This is a genomic window from Salinisphaera sp. SPP-AMP-43 (assembly GCF_049568105.1).
Classification (GTDB): Bacteria; Pseudomonadota; Gammaproteobacteria; order Nevskiales; family Salinisphaeraceae; genus Salinisphaera.
In genome coordinates this window covers 635,733-653,648 of sequence record NZ_CP145335.1, presented here as the reverse complement: position 1 = coordinate 653,648, position 17,916 = coordinate 635,733, and the positions used below count along the sequence as shown (strand labels likewise).

Sequence of the window (17,916 nt, the reverse complement as noted above, 5' to 3'; positions counted from 1 at the left end):
CCTTCGAGGCAGCCCGGCGATGGCGAGGACAGTGCTGGCGGGGTTAAAACCCCTCTTCTGCGCTGCGATGTATAAGCACATCGCCCGATTCCGTTCTGCCGTTCGAATGATGCCCCATGTCCGAATCTGCCCCCTTTAATCCCTCGCTTCTGACCAAGCGCCAGCCGGTGGTCATCGAAGCCCTGGCCGATCTCGATACGCCGCTGTCGACCTATTTGAAAGTCGCCGATGCGCCTTATTCGTTTCTGCTCGAATCCGTTCAGGGCGGCGAGCGCTGGGGCCGCTATTCGATCATCGGCCTGCCGGCAAGCGAACGCATCCGTGTCCGCGGCCAGCAACTCATCCACGAAACCGACGACGGCGTGGTCGAAACGCTGGCCACTGCGGATCCGCTGGCCTGGATCCAGGCCTTCAACGATGCCCGCCCGCTGCCGCGGCTGCCCGAGTTGCCGCGCCTGACCGGCGGCCTGGTCGGTTATTTTGGCTACGACACGATCCGCTACATCGAGCCGCGCCTGGCCGGCGGCTCCGACGACAAGGACGATCCGCTGGATTTACCGGATATCCTGTTGCTGGTCGCCGAAGAACTGGTCATCTTCGACAACCTGTCCGGCAAGTTATATGTCGTGGCTCATTATATCGACGGCGACGCAGCCGACCGCGAGCGCGTCGAGAACCGGCTAGAGACCATTCTCGATGCCCTGGATGCGCCGCTGCCGCAGGCCGCCACCCGGGCCGGCACTGACAACCCTGCGCTCGACGATGCCCGCTTCGTCTCTGGCCTGACCCAGGCCGGCTACGAAGAGGCGGTACGCCGGATTCGTGAATACACTCAGGCCGGCGACGTAATGCAGGTGGTACCCAGCCAGCGTCTGTCGGCGCCGTTCAACGCCGAGGCGATGTCGCTGTATCGGGCCCTGCGCAGCCTGAATCCGTCGCCGTATATGTATTATTTCAACTTCGGCGATCACCATGTCGTGGGGGCCTCGCCAGAGATCCTGGTACGTTCCATGGACGGCGAAGTCACGGTCCGGCCGATCGCCGGCACCCGCAAACGCGGCGATACGGCCGCCGAAGACGAAGCCCTGGCCGAGGAACTGCTCGACGATCCCAAGGAAGTCGCCGAACACCTGATGCTGATCGATCTGGGCCGTAACGATGTCGGCCGGGTCAGCCAGCCGGGCTCGGTCAAGCTTACCGAGCGGATGGCGATCGAGCGTTACTCGCATGTCATGCATATCGTGTCCAACGTCACCGGCAAGCTTCGCGACGATCTGACCCCCATGGATGCCCTACGGGCCGCGTTCCCGGCCGGCACCCTGTCCGGTGCGCCCAAGATCCGGGCGATGGAGATCATCGACGAGATCGAGCCGGTCAAACGCGGCGTCTACGGCGGCGCGGTCGGCTATCTGGCCGGCAATGGCAGCATGGATCTGGCGATCGCGATTCGTACCGCCGTAATCAAGAACGGCGAGATCCACGTCCAGGCCGGTGGCGGCATCGTCGCCGACTCGCAGCCCACTACCGAATGGGAAGAGACGATGAACAAGGCTCGGGCAGTCATGAAAGCCGCCGCGCTCGCCGAGCAGGGGCTGGGCACCCGGCATCGCCACCATGCGATCGACACAGGAGAGAACGAATCATGATTCTGATGCTCGACAACTACGATTCGTTCACCTACAACCTGGTGCAGTACCTCGGCGAACTCGAAGCCGAGGTCCACGTGGTCCGCAATGACGAGATCTCGGTCGAGGATATCGAGCGCCTGGATCCGGCCGGCGTAGTGGTCTCGCCCGGGCCCTGCGGCCCCGAGGAGGCTGGCGTGTCGATCGAACTGATCCAGCGCATGGCCCACCGGCTGCCGATCCTGGGCGTGTGCCTGGGCCATCAGGCGCTGGGCCAGGCGTTTGGCGCGCATGTCACCCGCGCTCGCCAGGTCATGCACGGCAAGACCTCGACCATCCGGCATGGCGGGCGCGGCGTATTCGAGAACCTGGCCGATCCGTTGACCGCAACCCGCTATCACTCGCTGATCGTAGCCCGCGACGGCCTGCCGAACGACTTCGAAATCACCGCCTGGACCGAGACTGAAGACGGCGACATGGATGAAATCATGGGTCTGATCCATACCCCGACCGGCGCCGAGGGCGTGCAGTTCCATCCCGAATCGATCCTGTCCGATCATGGCCACGAAATGCTGCATACCTTTCTCAAGCGCTGCGGCGAATTGAAAGTCGATCCAGCATGATCGACGCGGCCTTGCTCGACGACCTGGCCCACGGCCGCGACCTGGCCCCGGAACGCATGGCGGCGGCCATGCGTACGATCATGACCGGTGGCGCCTCGGAAGCCCGTGTCGGCGCTTTTCTGATGGGTCTGCGCATGAAAGGCGAGACCATCGACGAAATCGCGGCTGCAGCCGGCGTGATGCGCGAACTGGCCACCGACGTGCCGGTCTCGGCCGAAGTCGCACACACCTTGGTCGATACCTGCGGCACCGGCGGCGACGGCGCAGCCCTGTTCAATGTCTCGACCGCCTCGGCGTTTGTGGTCGCAGCTGCCGGTGGCCATGTCGCCAAGCACGGCAACCGCTCGGTCTCCAGCAAGTCCGGCAGCGCCGATCTGTTGGAAGCCGCTGGCCTGAATCTGGATACCAGCCCGAGCGAAGTCGCTGAATGCATTCAAGAGTTGGGGGTTGGCTTTATGTTCGCCCCGGCCCATCACGGCGCCATGAAGCATGCCGTGGGCGTGCGCCGCGAACTGGGGATTCGTACCCTGTTCAACCTGCTCGGCCCGTTGACCAATCCGGCCGGCGCGGCCAATCAGGTGATGGGCGTATTCAACGGCCACCTCTGCGACCCGCTGGCACGGGTGCTGGCCAAGCTGGGCAGCCGGCATGTCATGGTCGTGCACGGCGATGACGGGCTGGACGAGCTGTCGATCAACGCACCGACCCGGGTCGCCGAGCTGAAAAACGGCGAAGTCACGAATTACAAGATCGCTCCCGAGGACGTCGGGTTAGAACGTGGCTCGCTGGATGGCCTTCGGGTGGCCGATGCCGCGCAATCGCTGGCACTGATCGAACGCGCCTTTACCGGCCAAGCGGATCTGGCCGCTGACATCATCGCTTTCAACGCCGGAGCGGCCTTGTACGTCGGCGGCCAGGCCGCCGATCTGAAGGCAGGCGTACAACTCGCTGCCGAAACCATCGCCAGCGGCGCTGCCGCCGAACGCATGGCAGCGGTCGCCGGCTTCACCCGGCGCCAGGCCATGCAGGCCTCCTGAGCGCGGCCCACCCCGACCGGGCCGATCTTCGCTAGACTAGCCAGCCGTCTCACGCATCGACGATCGGCTTCGAGTTCCCGGCAAGGCAGGCGAGATGAGCATCCAGACCACCGACACCATCCTCGACCGCATATTGGTTCGCAAGCGCGAGGAAATCGCCGATTTCAAGGCTGGGCTGGACCCGGCCTGGCTGGCCGATGCGATCACCACCGCCAGCCCGACCCGCGGTTTCGCCGCGGCCCTCGAGGCCCGGTGCCCGCGCGCGGTGATCGCCGAAATCAAAAAAGCCTCGCCCAGCCGCGGCCTGATCCGCGAGGACTTCGATGTCGCCTGGCTGGCCGAGCGCTATGCCGCCGGCGGCGCGGCCTGTCTGTCGGTGCTGACCGATCGCGATTATTTTCAGGGCGACAATACGTTCCTGGGCTTGGCTCGGGACGCCTGTGATCTGCCGGTGCTACGCAAGGACTTCATGATCGATCCGATCCAGATCGATCAATCGCGGGCCCAGGGCGCCGATTGCATCCTGCTGATCGCGGCCGCCCTGTCGACCGATCTAATGCAGGCACTGGCCGGCCGGGCATTCGAACTCGGCATGGATGTACTGGCCGAAGTACACGACGCGGAAGAACTCGAGCGGGTACTGACGCTGCCCGAGGCCACAATTTTGGGCATCAACAACCGCGATCTGCGTACCTTTGAGACCACCCTGGACGTGAGCCTGCGCCTGCGCGAACACGTCACCGGTGATCGGCTGCTGGTCAGCGAAAGCGGCATCTTCACGCCCGACGACCGGCTCGGCTTGGCTGACGCTGGCTTCGGCGCATTCCTGGTCGGCGAATCGTTCATGCGCCAGCCCGATCCCGGCGAGGCTGTGGCCCGACTGATCGCCTGAGCCAGTGCAGCGTCGGGCGCTCGACCGAGGCCGAGCGCGACCGGGCTTTGATTTTTGGTTGATCCCCCTTACATCCTAGACTTCGGTATCACGCACAAGACATGCGGCAATGAAAGCGACCCTCGACTGGCAGGACGGCCTGGAATTTTCCGGTAGCGCCGACAGCGATCACAAAGTCACCATCGACGGCCCGCCCGATCTCGGCGGCAAGAACGCCGGCTTCCGGCCAATGGAAATGATGCTGCTATCGGTCGGCGGCTGTAGCGCCATGGATGTCATGCACATCCTAAAAAAATCGCGTCAGGACGTGACCGACTGTCGGATCGAGGTCGAAGGCACCCGCGCCGAGACCGAACCCAAGGTGTTCACCGATATCCATGTACAGTTCATCGTGACCGGGCGCGATCTCAACGAAAAACATGTCGCCCGCGCGGTGGAGCTGTCGGCCGACAAATACTGCTCGGCTTCGATCATGCTGGCCAAGGCGGTCAACATGACCCACGGCTATACCATCGAAGCAGCCGAGTGACCGACAGCGCTTGACGCGGGCCCTGCCCTCCGGATACTGCGCCTTCGAATACGGCTTTTTCGCGATACCCCATGGATAAGCTCCGCCTGCACGGTTTCAACAATCTGACGAAGTCGCTGTCGTTCAATATCTACGACATCTGCTATGCCCGAACGCAGGAGCAGAAACAGGCTTATATCGCCTATATCGACGAGGTCTTCAACGCCGATCGGCTGACCCAGATCCTGACCGAGGTCGCCGACATCATCGGTGCTCAGGTGCTGAACGTAGCGCGCCAGGATTACGAGCCCGAAGGCGCGAGCGTGACCATTCTGATCGCCGAGGAATATGCCTACGAAGGCCCGATGCCGGATACGGTGGTCGGCCATCTCGACAAGAGCCATATCACCGTACATACCTATCCGGAGTTTCATCCGGATCACGGCATCTCGACCTTTCGCGCCGACATCGATGTCTCGACCTGTGGGCTGATCTCACCGCTCAAGGCGCTCGATCATCTGATCCGCCGGTTCGAATCCGATGTCGTCACCCTCGACTACCGGGTGCGCGGCTTCACCCGCGACGTGGACGGCGTCAAGCACTTCATCGATCACGAGATCAACTCGATCCAGGACTATATCCCCGACGATATCGGCGAGCGTTACCAGATGGTCGACCTGAACGTACTGGGCGAGCGGATCTTCCATACCAAGATGCGGCTGACCGAGTTCGACCTGGACGACTATCTATTCGCCGAGAACGCCGCCGACCTGAGTGCGTCCGAAGCCGAGCAGCTCACCGACCGTATTGCCGGCGAGATCACCGAGATCTTCTATGGTCGCAACTCGGACTAGCCGCTGATGGAGATCCGGGCCGAGGATTTCGAGACCGAATTTGCCCGCCACCCGCTGGCCCGGGCCTATCTGGTCGCCGGTATCGAGCCACTGCAGGTGGTCGAGGCCGCCGACGCGGTCCGGCGGCGGGCGCGTCACGAAGGCTTCGACGAGCGCGATATCCTGCATGCCGAATCCGGCTTCGACTGGGGCCAGCTGGCCACCGCCGGGGCCACCCAGTCGCTGTTCGCTGCCCGTCGGATCATCGAACTGCATTTACCGGACAAAGGGCCGGGCAAACCGGGCTCGGCAGCAATTACCGATTTTCTCAAGCAGGACGCGCCCGATACGCTGCTGCTGATCGTCGCCCCCGGCCTGGCTGGCTCGGCGCGCAAATCCGCCTGGTACAAGGCTGTGGCTAAGGCCGGGGTGGCCAGCTATGCCTGGCCGTTGCCGGCCTCGCGGATGACCGCCTGGATCGAGCGCCGCGCCGAAGGCCGTGATCTGCGCCTGACCCGCGAGGCCGCCCAGCTGCTGGCTACTCAGAACGAAGGCAACCTACTGGCCGCCGCCCAGGAGATCGATCGACTGGCGCTGCTCTATCCGGAGGCCAGTGTCGACCACGAGGCGGTCGCAGCCGCCGCCAGCGACCATGCCCGCTTCGATATCTTCGACCTGCCAACCAAGGCGCTCGACGGCGACTTGGCCGGGGCCTTGAAAAGCCTGACTCGGCTGCGTGCCGAAGGGGTGGATGCGGTACCGATCACCTGGGCCCTGGTCAACGATCTGCGCACGCTCTACCAGGCCGCGCTGGCAGCCCGGGCCAATCGGTTGGATGCCTATATGCACAAGATTTTCTTGCCGGCCGCCCGCAAGCGCCAGATTTCAAAGGCTGCACGCGCAGCCGACCCGGCCGCTCTCGGCCGCCTTTTGAACCAAGCTGCACGTCTGGATGCGACCAATAAAGGCGCAGCCGCCGGGCGGGCCTGGGATGAACTGATAACATTGACTATTGCGCTTTCGGGTCGCGACCCGGCAGCCGCTACCACACAACCTTCATTTGCCAAACCACGATCGCCATGAGCGCGAACTTACGCGAACCCGGGGGGGATGCTGCCTCCCGTGTCAGACGCCAGATTCTGAATCTGGGCGAAGCCGCCCGCCAGGCGGCACGACGTATGGCTGCGGCCGAACCGGGCGAGAAGAATGCTGCCTTGTTCGCCATCGCCGAGGCCCTGATCGAGCAGCGCGATACTATTCTGGCCGCTAATGCCAAGGATGTGCGCGAGGCCCGAGGCCGGCTCGACGAAGCCGCCGTGGAGCGTCTGGAACTCAATGCCTCGCGCATCGAGCGCATGGCCGAGGGCCTGCGCCAGGTAGCCGCGCTCGCCGATCCGATCGGCAGCTTGACCGATCTGAACTTCCGGCCCTCGGGGATTCAGGTCGGCCGCATGCGGGTACCGCTGGGCGTGATCGGCATTGTCTACGAATCGCGGCCGAACGTGACCGCGGACGCTGCGGCGCTGTGCCTGAAATCCGGCAATGCCGCGATCCTGCGCGGCGGCTCGGAATCGGCCCACTCCAATCAGGCAATCGCGGCCTGTATCAGTCGCGGGCTGCGGGATGCCGGCCTGCCACACGATGCCGTGCAGGTGGTCGAGACCACCGACCGCGAGGCTGTGGCCGCCATGCTGGCCATGCCCGAATACATCGACGTGATCGTACCGAGAGGCGGCAAGGGTCTGATCGAATTCGTGGCCGACAACGCGAAGATGCCGGTGATCAAGCATCTGGACGGTGTTTGCCATGTCTATATCGATGCCTCGGCCGATCGCGACAAGGCGATCGCGATCGCGGTCAATGCCAAGACCCAGCGCTTTGGCACCTGCAACACCATGGAAACGCTGTTGGTGGCCGAATCGGTGGCCGAATCGATCCTAGAGCCGCTGGCCCACGATCTACAGCAGGCCGGCGTGACCCTGCGCGGCTGCGCGGCCACCCGTCGCCTGCTCGGCCCCGAAGTACAGCCGGCTACCGACGAAGACTGGGCCGCCGAATATCTGGCGCCGACCCTCGCGCTACGGATCGTGCCCGACATGGAAGCTGCCATCGACCATATCGAGCGCTGGGGCTCGCACCATACCGATGCCATCGTGACCGAAAACGTCACGCGGGCGCGGACCTTTATCCGCGCCGTGGATTCGGCCTCGGTCATGGTCAATGCCTCGACCCGCTTCGCGGACGGCTTCGAATACGGTCTCGGCGCCGAGATCGGCATCTCGACCGACAAGCTACACGCCCGCGGCCCGGTGGGCCTCGAAGGGCTGACTTCCCAGAAATACGTGGTCTTCGGCGATGGCCATGTCCGCTAAACAGGCTCCAATGAACAATAGCAAAGCGCCGATCGGGATCCTGGGCGGGACCTTCGATCCCGTCCATCACGGCCATCTGCGTCTGGCCATGGAACTGGCCTCCGAACTGCGCCTGGCCCAGGTGCGCCTGATTCCCAACGGCCGGCCACCGCATCGCGAACAGCCCGGGGCGACGCCAGGCCAACGGGCCAAATGGATTCGGGTCGCCACCGCCGAGGAGCCGCTACTGGCCCTCGACGACCGCGAACTACTGCGCGACGGGGCGTCCTATACGGTCGATACCCTGGCCACGCTGCATGCGGATTTCCCCGACAATCCGCTGTGCCTGATCATGGGCCGCGATGTGTTCGCGAAACTGCCGAGCTGGCACGAATGGCGGCGGTTGTTCGACTATGCGCATATCGTGCTCATCGAACGCCCTGGCCTGTCGGCGACCCTAGCGCCAGAAGCCGCGGCCGAACTGTCGGCGCGCTCGGCCAGCGATATCGCCGATCTGCACAACAGTGCCTCCGGTATCATCTACAGCTATGCGCCGCCGCCGCTGGCGATCTCGGCCAGCCGCATCCGCGATCTGATCGCCAACGGCCATAGTCCACGTTACCTCTTGCCAGCAACGATTCTCGACGACATTATGGACTCTAAGATCTATCACTCGCCGAACGGCGAGGATTATTGAAACGATGGTTGCCGACACTTCCCAGCCCCAAGCCGCCGATCTGCCCAATACAGTCGAGCCCGACAGCCCACTGCATCTGGCGCTCAACGCCATCGAGGAGCTCAAGGCCGAGTCGATCAAGATCCTGGATATCGCCCAGCTGACTACGATCGCCGATCATATGCTCATCTGCACCGGCCGTTCGGGTCGGCATGTCAAGCGCATGGGCGAGACCGTGATCGCGAATGCCAAAAAAGCCGGCCTGTCGCCCCACGTCGAGGGCATGGAACAGTCCGAATGGGTATTGATCGATCTCAACGGCGTACTGGTGCATATCATGCAGCCGACCACCCGCGCCTATTACCAGATCGAAAAACTCTGGGACGTGGATATCGTCACGCCCGACACCGAAAACACGGCCGCTCGGCACTGAGTTCGCCTGCTTTTGCGTATCCGGCTGATTGCCGTTGGCAGGCGTATGCCGAAGTGGGTAACCACGGCATTCGACGACTATGCCCGTCGCCTGCCGCGGGAATGCCGTCTGGAACTGACCGAGATCCCAGCGGCCAAACGCAGCGATAGCGCCGACAGCCAGCGTGCGATCGCTGCCGAAGACGAGCGCATGGCCAAGGCGATTGGCCGCGATGATGCGGTCATCGCCCTGGACGTCGAGGGCAAGCCTTGGTCCACCGAGGGTTTGTCCGGCGAGCTCAGGCAGTGGATGGGCGACGGGCGCGACCGGGCGATTCTGATCGGTGGCCCGGATGGCCTAGGCCCAGCGTCTCTGACCGCGGCCCATCAGCAACGTTCGTTGTCGCAGATGACGCTGCCGCATCCGCTGGTCCGGGTGATCGTGGCCGAGCAACTGTTTCGCGCCCACAGTATTCTGATCGGCCATCCCTATCACCGCGGCTAGCCGCGCAACCGAGCGCCCCGGCCGCATTCGATCATGGCTGCGGCGCCCGCGCGCCATGCTATGACCCGCGGTTCGCGACGTATATCGAAGCGCGTACGGTCTCGCCGGCCCCGATCGCGCCTGGGCCGACCGAGGATCGGGATACGATCAATGTTGAGTTGCGGTGTGACGCACCACGCGTCAACAATCAGGGCATGACTTTGTTGCCGCCCATTTTATCCATGCCCGCCGGAGGCGCTGCCGGCATGGCCCCATGAGCAGTACCGCACCCTTGCCTGAGGCCAACGTCCTGCGCATCGAGATTCTGGTCAATGCTGGGCCGGGCGAAACCCGTGCGGCCCAGATCGAGAACGGCATCCTGCAGGATGTGCATATCCAGCGCGATGCCACCGCCAGCGCGGTCAGCAATATCTATCTCGGCAAGGTCCAGCGGGTGCTGGCCGGTATGCAGGCCGCGTTCGTGGACATCGGACTTGAACGGGCAGCGTTTTTGCAGATCTCGGACATGGTGCGCAGTGAGGAAGCCGCCGACAGCGCCGAGGCATCGCGGATCGAAAAACGCCTGCATGCCGGCGATCGCGTGCTGGTCCAGGTCACCCGCGATGCCATGGGCACCAAGGGCGCCCGCCTAACCACCGATCTGGCGATCCCGTCGCGGTTTCTGGTGTATATGCCGCATACGCCGCGTATTGGGGTATCGGCCCGGATTGAGAGCGACGAAGAACGCTCGCGACTCTACGACGCGGTGGCGGATCTGCGGCGCGAGCTTGATCTACCCGGTGGCTTCATCGTGCGTACCGTGGCCGATAATGCCTCTACCGCAGCCCTCGGCGCGGATATGCGCTTTCTGGCCACGGTCTGGGCCGATATCCAGCATCAGGCCCGCCGGGTGCCGGTGGAAACCCTGGTCTACGGCGATCTGCCGCTGCCGATCCGCATGCTGCGCGACCTGCTCACGCCCGATGTCTCGGCTGTGCTCATCGACGACGAACGCGCTTGGCATGACATGATCGGCTTCACCCGCCGCTTCGCCCCCGAATTCGCCGAGCGGATCCTGTTGCACAAAGATGCCGCGCCGCTGTTCGCCCAGTACGGTATCGAGGACGCAATCCAGCGTGCCCTACAGCCCAAGGTGCCGCTCAAATCCGGCGGTTTTCTGATCATCGAGCAGACCGAGGCGATGGTCACCGTCGATGTGAACACCGGCGGTTTCGTAGGCACCCGCAGCCTTGAGCAGACCGTACTGCGCACCAATCTCGAGGCCGCCCAGACCGTGGCCCGGCAACTACGGCTGCGCAATCTTGGCGGCATCATCGTGATCGATTTCATCGATATGGTAGATGCCGAACACAAGCGCCAAGTGCTCGCTCAGCTGTCCGAGACGCTAGCCGCCGACCCCGCCAAGACCTCGGTCGGCCAGATCTCAGGCCTGGGGCTGGTCGAGGTTACTCGGAAACGCACCCGCGAATCCCTGGAGCATCTGCTATGCATGCCCTGCGAGGCCTGCGGCGGACGCGGCTATGTCAAAACCCCGGAGACGATCGCCCTCGAGCTGTTTCGCGAAATCGCACGGCGTGCCCGAATCCGGCCACATACCGATTCCGAACTGCTGGTGCTGGCGCCGCCCGATACCATCGATCAACTTCTGGATGCCCAGGCCGCGGTCTTCGAGTGTGTTTGTCGAGAAGCCGGGGTGGATGTTCGACTACAGGCCGAAGCACTCTACGGCCCCGAACAATTCGATGTGGTCGTCATGTAAGCTGACGGGCCAGAGCCTGTTGATGTGGCATGCACTATCGTATGACAGTGGCATGTCTTGGAACCGCGCACGTCGAACTGAGCCGGTATCGCCTTGGCGTTCGACGGTGGATTGCGGTTCTGGCCGAATTCAGCGCCCGAGCGCCGATACGGTCGACCATAAGCGATCAGCCGGCTCGAACGCCCGCGCCGCTCCGGCCGTGAACGACCGGCGCGCCGCAACCGCACGGTCTGTCGTCGAGTCCTGTTCATGCCCGGCCTGCTGATCCCCGACATTCATGCCAAGCGCGCCCGCGGCGCGCCAGCCGGCCATGCGCCCACGGGCCGTCCATGAGCCCAGGCACCCGCCCTCGTCGACATCGCGGCTGGATCAAGCGCACCGTCACGATCGTGGCGGCCAGCGCGATCGTGCTGGCCGGACTGCTGGTCGGCGGCGTGCGGCTGCTGGACCACTTCGCGCCGCAATATCGCAATGCCCTGGCCGCGCGCATTGGCCAGCGTATCGACTCGAGCGTGCAGATTTCCGGGCTTGAAATCGGCTGGGGCTGGCGCGGTCCGATCCTGTATCTAGACGATCCGCGTATCACCCACCACGGGGCTGACACGCCGGCGCTGACTGCCGAACGTCTGGGCCTAGAATTCTCGATCGCCGACCTGATCGGCGGCTCGCGCCTGCCGGATGGGGTCATCGTGGAGCGCCCCAAGGCACGCCTCGTATCGACCGAGCACGGCCTGAGCCTCGCGCATTGGGCACGCAGCCCCGGCCAGGGGTTGACCTCGTCGAAGCTCGACGCGCTGCGCAGCCGGCTGACCGAAATCAGGATCACCGATGGCCAGATCACGATCGAGTCACCGCGGCTGCCGCAGGGCCGGCTGCACTGGTCGGATCTCGATCTGCATCTGGTCGACCAGGGCGATCAAAAGCTGGCGGCCGAACTGTCTGCCGAAGGCCCGGCCTGGTGGCCACGGCTCAACGCATCGGCCACCCTGCAGGGCAGACTACGCGCCCCCGACCAGGCGCGCTTTAACGTGCATACCACGGGCCTGCGGCCACTGGCGATTGCCCGCCGCAGTCGAGAAGCCGTGCTCGATAAGCTGCGGGGCGGCACGATCGATCTGGATCTGCGCGGGCGTTGGCAGAATCATCGACTGGCCGATACTCGCCTCACCCTCGACAGCCAGACGCTGTCTTATGCCGGCCAGGCGCACCCGTTGGTGCCTGCCTTCCAGGCGATTTTTACAGCCACGAGCGATCCGGATCGCCACGAAATCACGCTGGCTCTGGCCGAGCTGAGCGGCGGTCCGCAGGCAGCCGCCGACCTGGATGCCCAGGCGCGCTTGAACACTCGGACCCGGGCACTGGACGTGCACGCCAAGCAGCTGCCTGGCCCACTGGCGGTGCGGATCGCCCGGCTGGCAGTACCGCGACTGGCCCGGACCGATATCGACGGTTCGATCGACGATCTGGACATGCACTGGCAGCCGCAGCAGCCGCTCAAGGCCGCCCTGGGCTTCGAAGGGTTGCAGGTGGCCGACCCGAAAATCGCCTTCGGGCCGGTTTCCGGGCGCTACGAGCAACAAGACGACCAACATACGCTACGCTTTACCGATGCTGGCGGCCATCTGGCGGCCCAGCGCTATATCCGCGGCCAGCTCGATGTCAGCGATCTGTCCGGCGCCATCCACTGGCAGCCGGCCGCCGACGGCGCCTGGTCAGTCAAGCTCGATCAGCTGCGTTTGGCCAGCGACCAAGCGCATCTGACCACGAACGGACATATCCGGCTGCCGGCCGAAGGTGCACCGATCGTGAACGTAACCGCAGACGCGGTCGCCCCCCATATGCCGCGCCTGCTCGCCCATATTCCCCAGGCCGAGGACCTGCCCAACCCACGGCTGCGCGACTGGCTGCCCAAGGCAATCAGCGCCGGCGCGCTCGACCAGGCCCATGTCGAGATCAAGGGCGCGATGGATCGCTTTCCCTTCCCCGAGGCCGGACCGGAGGAAGGCTTTCATATGACACTGTCCGGGCACGGCGTGGACGTCCGTTACAAACCCGACTGGCCGCGGGCCACCCACGCCCGCGGTACGCTCAGCCTCGACGGCGACACCCTGGATCTGGACATGCCGGCCGCCCAGATGCTCGGCGTGGATGTCAGCGATACCCAGGCCCATATCGACAACGTACGCGAGCCAGTGATCCACCTAACCGGGCACGCCCACAATGCCCCGGGTGCCAAGCTGCTGGCGTTTTTGGCGCAATCGCCGCTGCGCGACAAGTTCGGCAAGCTGGTCGAAGCGATCGAACTCGGCGGTCGCGACGATCTTGGCGTGACGCTGCGGGTACCGCTCAAACCGGGGCTCGGCGATATCAAGGTCGACGGCACCATCGATGCCCAGGGCAATACACTGCGCCAGGCGGCCCTGCCCGGCCCGATCACCGATATCCGCGGCCGGCTGCGATTCAGCCGGGACGGCCTGCGGGCTGCCGGTCTGACCGGAGACCTGCTGGGCGTGCCCGTGACCGCGGATCTAACCCCGGCCGACGACGGCGCCCAGCAGATCGTCGCCCATGCCTCGCCCAAGCTGCCGGACGACCGCCAGGCTCTGGCCCACTACCTGCCCTCGCCCTGGCTGGTCTATGGCCGCGGACAAAGCCCGATGACTGTGGCCTTCAAGATCGACGGCAACGGCCAGATCAGCCCGATCCAGGTTACCAGCGATCTGGTCGGCATGGCCCTGGATCTGCCGGCGCCGTTAACCAAGAAACCCGAAACGGCCGCGCCGCTGAAGGTCACGATCGACCCCGACAGCGAACATATCGATGCCGACTACGACCAACGCCTGCACCTAGGCATCGATCTCGACGCTGGCCAGCCGCAACGTATCACCGCGTTGCTGGGGGATACCTCGATCCAGCCGCCCGAGGCCAACGGGCTCTGGATCGGCGGAGATACCGATCAGGTCGACGGCCTAGGCTGGTTCTATGTCGTACGCCACGTGCTCTACGGCGCGCCGGCCGACGTGCCCAACGCAGCAGCGCGTGTGAGCGACGCCAGCGATGACCAACAGTCGGCCGGCAGCATGTCCGCGCTCACCTTTTTGGGCGGCGATCTGACCATGGATCGCCTCAACTTCGGCGATCGCTATATCGCCAACCCCCATGTCCGCGCCCAGCCGATGCACGACACGACCGGCTGGCGGGTCGATTTCGAAGGCAACGACAGCCAGGGCCAGATCACCTGGACGGCCGCTGCCGACCAGCCGATGAGTATCGCCGGTAATCTCAAACGCATCGCCCTGCAGACCGAAACTCCGGCCCAAGACGCCAACACCACAACCCAGGACAGCGCCGATTCGACCGTGCTCTGGCCGGATGTGGCACCGGGCGATCTGCCCAAGATGCAGGTCTATGTCCAGAATTTCGTGGTCGACGACACGTCCTTCGGCCAGGCCCATCTGGATGCCCGTTCGTCACCCAACCGCTGGACGCTCGACCGTTTCGAGCTCGAGGACGGCGCCCTGACCGGCAAAATCAACGCCCACTGGCAACAACACGCCGGCCTGACCACGGCCGGCGCCCAGGTCGACTTCGACGGCCACGGGCTGTCGCGACTGCTGCGCACGATCGGCTATGTGTCACCGGTGCAGGCTAAAAAAGCACGCATCAACGCCGATCTGTCGATCGCCCCGAACAAGCGCGGCCTGGACCTGCGCTATCTGGATGGGCACGTCGTGCTCAAACTCGACGATGGCGCGCTGCTGACCGTCGAGCCCGGCCCGGGGCGCCTGCTGGGCCTGTTCAATCTCTATGTCCTGCCACGACGGCTACGGCTGGATTTTCGGGATGTCGTCGACAAAGGCATGGCCTTCGACAAGGTACGCGCCAAATTCCGGATTCTGCAGGGCCAGGCCTATAGCGACGACACCCATATCGCTACCCCGTCGTCCAAGATCGGCATCACCGGCCGGATCGGTCTCGCGACCCGCGACTACGACGAATACGTCACCATCACGCCGAAAGTCGGCAGTGGCGTGGCCATCGCCAGCGCGGTGCTGGGCGGGCCGGTGGTCGGCGCTGCCGTGTTCGCGGTCCAGGAACTGCTGAAAAAACCGATCCAGTATTTCTCCTCGGTTGGCTACAACCTCAAGGGCAGCTGGGACGATCCACAAATCGTCAACCCGAGCGCCAACGGCACCGACGACCCCAAAGACCAGGCCGACGACAGCCGATCCGCCGAGGACCGCGCCGTACATCCCGGTGGCAAGTAGTGATCGCTTTGTCCGTTCGGCGTATCCTCGAGCCACGAACCCACGAGCACGGACCCCGGCATGAGCGAAACCCGAGCAACGCCGGAAACAGCGCGCGTTGCCGCGATCCAGATGAACTCGTTGGGCGAGGTCGATCCCAACCTCGCCCGAGCCGACGATCTACTGCGTGAAGCAGCCCGGCGTGGCGCCCGACTGGCTGTGCTGCCCGAGAATTTCGCGATCATGGGCGCCCACGAGACCGACAAGCTCAATGTCGCCGAGCCGGACGGGGTCGCGGGTGAGGACACTCCGATTCAGACGTTTCTGAGCCAGGCTGCGGCCCGCCATGGTCTGTGGATCGCGGCCGGCACTATCCCGCTGGTCAGCCCCGAGCCAGATCGGGTCTATCCGGCACTATGTGTCTACGACGATCGCGGCACCCGCGTTGCCCGCTACGACAAGATCCATCTGTTCGACGTCGGGCTGCCGGATTCGCGCGAGGCCTATCGCGAATCGGCGACCTTCATGCCCGGCTCGAACGAACCGATGGTCATCGACACGCCGTTCGGCCGGCTTGGGCTGTCGATCTGCTACGACCTGCGTTTTCCCGAGCTGTATCGCCGGTTGGCCGATCAGGGCGCGGAGATAATCGTCGCCCCCTCGGCGTTCACCCACACCACCGGCACCGCGCACTGGCATATCCTGACCCGGGCCCGGGCGATCGAGAATCTGGCGACCATGATCGCACCCAATCAGGCCGGGCATCACGCCAGCGGACGACGTACTTATGGGCACAGCCTGATCTGCGACCCCTGGGGCCAGGTGCAGTCCGAAGCCCGCTCGGATGCCAACGAAGTCGTGATCGCCGACATCGATCGCAGCCGCAACGCCCGCCTACGCGAAGGCTTTCCCTGTCTTTCGCATCGTCGACTCGTCTAGGCTGTCGTACCACCCCCTGAATCGCATCAAGGAACCCTCATGGCCCGACAGATCCAGTTCAAACAAACCGGCGGCCCGGATGTTCTCGAAATTGTGGAGACCGACATCCGCGAACCCGGCCCGGGCGAGGTTCGGATCGCCAACCACGCGATCGGCGTGAACTTCATCGATATCTATTTCCGCACCGGCCTGTATCCGGCCGATTTGCCGAGCGCGATGGGCACCGAAGGCGCCGGTGTGATCGATGCAGTCGGTGAAGGCGTAGAAGAATTCGCCGAGGGCGACCGCGTGGCCTATGTGCTTGGTCCGACCGGCGCCTATGCCGATGCCATCACCCTGTCGGCCGAGCATGTCGTGGCCCTGCCCGAGGCGATCGATTTCGAGACCGCCGCCGCCAGTCTGCTCAAGGGCCTGACCGTGCAGTATCTGCTGCGCCAGACCTATGCCGTGGCCGAAGGCGACACGATTTTGTTCCATGCCGCAGCCGGTGGCGTGGGCACGCTGGCCGGGCAGTGGGCCAAGGCGCTCGGTGCGCATGTGATCGGCACCGTCTCCTCGGACGACAAGGCCAACGTCGCCCACCAGAACGGCTACTGGATGACGATCGACTATACCCGTGAGTCGGTGCCCGAGCGGGTCATGGAGCTGACCGATGGCGCCGGCGTACCGGTGGTCTATGACTCGGTGGGCCGCGATACCTGGCACGATTCGCTCAAATGCTTGAAAAAACGCGGGCTGATGGTGTCGTTCGGTAATGCCTCCGGCCCCGTGGAAGGCGTGAACCTGGTCGAGCTCAACCGTGGCGGCTCGCTGTTCGTCACCCGCCCGAGCCTGGGCGGCTATGCGGATACGCCAGAGCGTTTCGAGATGATGTGTGCAGACCTATTCGACGTGCTCGAAACCGGCGACGTGAAAGTGCATATCGGTCAGCGCTACAGCCTGGAAGAAGCCGGCGCGGCCCAGCAGGCGATCGCCGATCGCCAGACCACCGGGTCGACGATTCTCATCCCCTGAGGGTCGCGACCAGCGGGCGCCGCAATGCAAGACGACATCGTCATACGCCAGGCGAAGGCCGGCGATGTCGTCGCCATTCGCGACATCGCCGTCGCGGCCTATGCGCCCTACGTCGCCGACATGCCGATCCCGCCGCGCCCGCTGGAGATCGACTACGCAAGACAGATCGACGCTGGCGATACCTGGGCTGCCCTGACAGCCGGCCGACTGGCCGGTTTTGTCGTGTTCGATACCCGCGCCGGCTTCTGGATCGACAATATCGCGGTCGATCCGGCGCTTCAGGCCCGCGGCATCGGCAGCCGGCTGCTGGATTATGCCGAGCGGCAGGCCAGCGCTCGTGGCTTCGACCGCCTGCGGCTCTATACGCCAGCGATCGCGCGCAAGAATCGGGCCTGGTATGCCGGGCATGGCTATATCGAATTCGACCGCCGTGTCGATGAGGGCCGCGATCGAGTATTTCTCGAAAAACGACTCGTCTGATCCCGGGCCGCAGGTG

Annotated in this window: 16 protein-coding genes; all 16 read left to right on the top strand. The window is 64.5% G+C overall.

Going from position 1 to position 17,916, the window contains the following annotated elements:
* Window positions 1-116 precede the first annotated feature (116 nt).
* The 16 genes from trpE (at window position 117) to V5738_RS02700 (ending at window position 17,900) form a co-directional block, all read left to right on the top strand.
* Window positions 117-1,646: an anthranilate synthase component I gene (gene trpE / locus V5738_RS02775; protein WP_423822881.1), complete on the top strand. Its 1,530-nt coding sequence runs from the start codon at window positions 117-119 to the stop codon at window positions 1,644-1,646.
* Window positions 1,643-2,248, top strand: coding sequence for an anthranilate synthase component II (locus tag V5738_RS02770; RefSeq protein ID WP_423822880.1), 606 nt, complete (start codon window positions 1,643-1,645; stop codon window positions 2,246-2,248). Before trpE ends, V5738_RS02770 begins: the two co-directional genes overlap by 4 nt.
* Window positions 2,245-3,285 (top strand): anthranilate phosphoribosyltransferase, encoded by a 1,041-nt coding sequence (trpD, locus tag V5738_RS02765; RefSeq protein ID WP_423822879.1) that lies wholly within the window; start codon window positions 2,245-2,247, stop codon window positions 3,283-3,285. The genes V5738_RS02770 and trpD overlap by 4 nt, the downstream gene beginning before the upstream one ends.
* 94 nt (window positions 3,286-3,379) lie before the next feature.
* Complete coding sequence (trpC, locus tag V5738_RS02760; protein ID WP_423822878.1) at window positions 3,380-4,177, top strand: indole-3-glycerol phosphate synthase TrpC; 798 nt, start codon at window positions 3,380-3,382, stop codon at window positions 4,175-4,177.
* 109 nt (window positions 4,178-4,286) lie between these two features.
* The gene (locus V5738_RS02755; protein ID WP_423822877.1) at window positions 4,287-4,706 is read left to right on the top strand and encodes an OsmC family protein; all 420 of its coding nucleotides are present in this window, start codon (window positions 4,287-4,289) and stop codon (window positions 4,704-4,706) included.
* 71 nt (window positions 4,707-4,777) lie between these two features.
* Entirely contained in the window at window positions 4,778-5,539 is a 762-nt protein-coding gene (speD, locus tag V5738_RS02750) for an adenosylmethionine decarboxylase (protein WP_423822876.1), read from the top strand.
* Between the two features lie 6 nt (window positions 5,540-5,545).
* On the top strand, window positions 5,546-6,601 hold the full coding sequence (gene holA, locus V5738_RS02745; protein WP_423822875.1) for a DNA polymerase III subunit delta: 1,056 nt from the start codon (window positions 5,546-5,548) through the stop codon (window positions 6,599-6,601).
* Entirely contained in the window at window positions 6,598-7,890 is a 1,293-nt protein-coding gene (locus V5738_RS02740; RefSeq protein WP_423822874.1) for a glutamate-5-semialdehyde dehydrogenase, read from the top strand. The genes holA and V5738_RS02740 overlap by 4 nt, the downstream gene beginning before the upstream one ends.
* 10 nt (window positions 7,891-7,900) lie before the next feature.
* Window positions 7,901-8,566 carry a nicotinate-nucleotide adenylyltransferase gene (nadD, locus tag V5738_RS02735; RefSeq protein WP_423822873.1) on the top strand — a complete coding sequence of 222 codons (666 nt, stop codon included), beginning with the start codon at window positions 7,901-7,903 and terminating at the stop codon, window positions 8,564-8,566.
* Window positions 8,567-8,570: 4 nt separating this feature from the next.
* On the top strand, window positions 8,571-8,978 hold the full coding sequence (rsfS, locus tag V5738_RS02730; protein ID WP_423822872.1) for a ribosome silencing factor: 408 nt from the start codon (window positions 8,571-8,573) through the stop codon (window positions 8,976-8,978).
* Between the two features lie 12 nt (window positions 8,979-8,990).
* Window positions 8,991-9,461, top strand: coding sequence for a 23S rRNA (pseudouridine(1915)-N(3))-methyltransferase RlmH (gene rlmH / locus V5738_RS02725; protein ID WP_423822871.1), 471 nt, complete (start codon window positions 8,991-8,993; stop codon window positions 9,459-9,461).
* A 253-nt stretch (window positions 9,462-9,714) separates the two neighbouring features.
* Entirely contained in the window at window positions 9,715-11,220 is a 1,506-nt protein-coding gene (locus V5738_RS02720) for an Rne/Rng family ribonuclease (RefSeq protein WP_423822870.1), read from the top strand.
* 329 nt (window positions 11,221-11,549) lie between these two features.
* The gene (locus V5738_RS02715) at window positions 11,550-15,488 is read left to right on the top strand and encodes a YhdP family protein (RefSeq protein WP_423822869.1); all 3,939 of its coding nucleotides are present in this window, start codon (window positions 11,550-11,552) and stop codon (window positions 15,486-15,488) included.
* Between the two features lie 60 nt (window positions 15,489-15,548).
* On the top strand, window positions 15,549-16,406 hold the full coding sequence (locus tag V5738_RS02710; RefSeq protein ID WP_423822868.1) for a carbon-nitrogen hydrolase family protein: 858 nt from the start codon (window positions 15,549-15,551) through the stop codon (window positions 16,404-16,406).
* Window positions 16,407-16,445: 39 nt separating this feature from the next.
* Window positions 16,446-17,420 carry a quinone oxidoreductase family protein gene (locus V5738_RS02705; protein ID WP_423822867.1) on the top strand — a complete coding sequence of 325 codons (975 nt, stop codon included), beginning with the start codon at window positions 16,446-16,448 and terminating at the stop codon, window positions 17,418-17,420.
* A gap of 24 nt (window positions 17,421-17,444) precedes the next feature.
* Window positions 17,445-17,900, top strand: a complete 456-nt coding sequence (locus V5738_RS02700) for a GNAT family N-acetyltransferase (protein ID WP_423822866.1) — start codon at window positions 17,445-17,447, stop codon at window positions 17,898-17,900.
* Window positions 17,901-17,916: the final 16 nt, after the last annotated feature.